The organism is Alloscardovia macacae, assembly GCF_002259705.1.
GTDB lineage: Bacteria > Actinomycetota > Actinomycetes > Actinomycetales > Bifidobacteriaceae > Alloscardovia > Alloscardovia macacae.
This window is the reverse complement of record NZ_MWWT01000020.1, coordinates 1-1,688: the sequence shown is the minus strand read 5'-3', so window position 1 is coordinate 1,688 and position 1,688 is coordinate 1. Positions and strand designations below refer to the sequence as shown.

Annotated in this window: 1 protein-coding gene; it reads right to left on the bottom strand. The window is 47.0% G+C overall.

Features of this window, described 5'->3' with window-relative positions; translation table 11 throughout:
* Window positions 1-215 precede the first annotated feature (215 nt).
* On the bottom strand, window positions 216-1,322 hold the full coding sequence (locus tag ALMA_RS08005; protein WP_158520618.1) for an IS1249 family transposase: 1,107 nt from the start codon (window positions 1,320-1,322) through the stop codon (window positions 216-218).
* Between the last annotated feature and the right edge of the window lie 366 nt (window positions 1,323-1,688).

The window sequence follows — 1,688 nt, the reverse complement described above, 5'->3', positions numbered from 1 at the left end:
GGTAGCGCATCTGCTTTGCAAGCAGAGGGTCAGGGGTTCGAGTCCCCTTACCTCCACTAGGTTAAAAGCCTTGGAAACGTTGGTTTTCGGGGCTTTTTTGTTACTCTTTGGCTTATAGGACATTTTGTGTGTATTTGGGGTGGTTTAGGGGTCTTCCACGGTGGTGTGCAAGACCTCTTTGTTTTGAGAGGTTTCTGCTAAAAATAGTGTGGGGTTTAGTAGGGTCTTGCGCTTGTGTGGAATTCTTCCCATACGGGTTGGTCTCCCCATAAACGCATGTCTTTATCGTCTTCGTACTTCTCGTGGGCTTGCGCGTAGAAACCAGTGATTGTTTCGTCTGTGGGAAGTGTGTCTAACTGCTCGTAGAGGTCTATGTTTTTACCAGAATGCAGGGTACACCACCAGAAAATAGCTTTTGCTTGTTTACTCAGGGGAAGGCCTCGATGCCATCGAATCATATCCCGAAGTTGAGAGTTCACTCCTCCTTCAATCATGTTATTCGTGTGTGGATAAAGACCCTGATTATCCGGATCGAGCTCGATATACGTAAACAACGTTCCTTCACGAATAAGCTGGTTAATCGCGCGGCGTGCTTTACGCAACCGTTTATGTGTATACTCGCTTTTCTTATTAATGATTGTTTTTTGTTTCAGGAACTCATCCCAGGTTTGACACCACTGGTTATAGTCTTTCACCCATTGCTGGGCTTGACTGGCGGTCATACGACGCGCGATCCGCTCGGCCAGAGCATAGAGTTCTTTGCCTGCTTGGAGTTGAGGCTTCCTGGTCGTACACCGTATAATCTGGTTATGCACGTGGAATAAGCACCGTTGAATACGCGTAGATGGCCACACTGTGTTGACAGCGCTGGCAAACCCGTTACTGCCGTCACTGACCACCATAATTGGGGGAGGAATGCGTTGGAGAAGACTTTCCCACGCATACGTGTTTTCACTACGCGCTAGATACCAGCCTGATACATACTCTCGTCCACGAGCAATAAGAACAACCAGACGTCGTTTTACATAAATACCATCGCAAAATACCACATCACTAGGCGAAGCAGCCTGTCGGGGGATCGGCCAATACTGCCAGAACTGGCTGGTATGCCGGCGAAATGTACGGCCTTTACCCTTCATGGATGCTTGCTCTGTTTTACTCGTTAACCAGTCAATAAACTGGGTGAAATACGCTCGTCGAGTCTGGTAGATTACAGTACGCGAGACTCGACACGTAAAACACCTCCAGCGTTGCTTACCACTACTGGTATACCCGTTCTTTTTCATTGCTTGGCCACACGAGCCACACTTTAGTATTTTCATACAAACGAGCATAACCACACCACACGCAAGAATTTAAACCAGTCCTCACGCCAGTAAACACAATGCCTCACACGGCGTTATATACACACATAGTGTCCAAAGTTTAAAAACCCATCACCGATTTAAAAACCCGACACGCCTCGAAAATACACGCCAAAACAAGAAAACCATACACACAATCTGTCCTATAGGTCTACTCTTTTATACTCTCTTAAAACGACTAGGCATATAGGAACTTACAGTCCTAAACACCACACGGGGGTACCCAGTAAACTGGATACCCCCTACGCGGTAAACACAAGGACGAATAGTCCACGCCCTACAAGCTAGAACCATCACTTCTACGAAAAGTTTAGTTGCGCACCT

Excerpts from the sequence above, each read along its gene's own strand:
- ALMA_RS08005 (WP_158520618.1), bottom strand. The coding sequence starts at position 1,322 with ATGAAAATACTAAAGTGTGGCTCGTGTGGCCAAGCAATGAAAAAGAAC.